The organism is Peribacillus sp. SIMBA_075 (assembly GCF_046534585.1).
Genome location: NZ_JAWRYN010001260.1, coordinates 1 through 248, shown reverse-complemented (window position 1 = coordinate 248; position 248 = coordinate 1). Strand labels below are relative to the sequence as shown.

At 29.0% G+C, this 248-nt stretch carries 1 protein-coding gene; it reads left to right on the top strand.

The window, feature by feature from the left end; genetic code table 11:
* On the top strand, positions 1-248 hold a 248-nt coding region (locus SB775_RS32385; protein ID WP_410865395.1), incomplete at both ends, for a hypothetical protein.

Sequence of the window (248 nt, the reverse complement as noted above, 5' to 3'; positions counted from 1 at the left end):
TACTACAAGATTTAATTAAAGAAATTGATGATGAAATTTTTAATTTGCAATTTGCATTGACTAAATACCAAAGATCCACAATTTACCCAACATTACATATGTATGTAGAGAGCATTTATCAATTGTTTACAACAGCTATTGAGAAAAATATGAACGAAGTTTATGAAATAAATTATAATCGGTGGGTAAGGTTATTAGCCACGCTTTTCCAATCACCTCGATTAGGGTTTATAGATAATACAACGCAA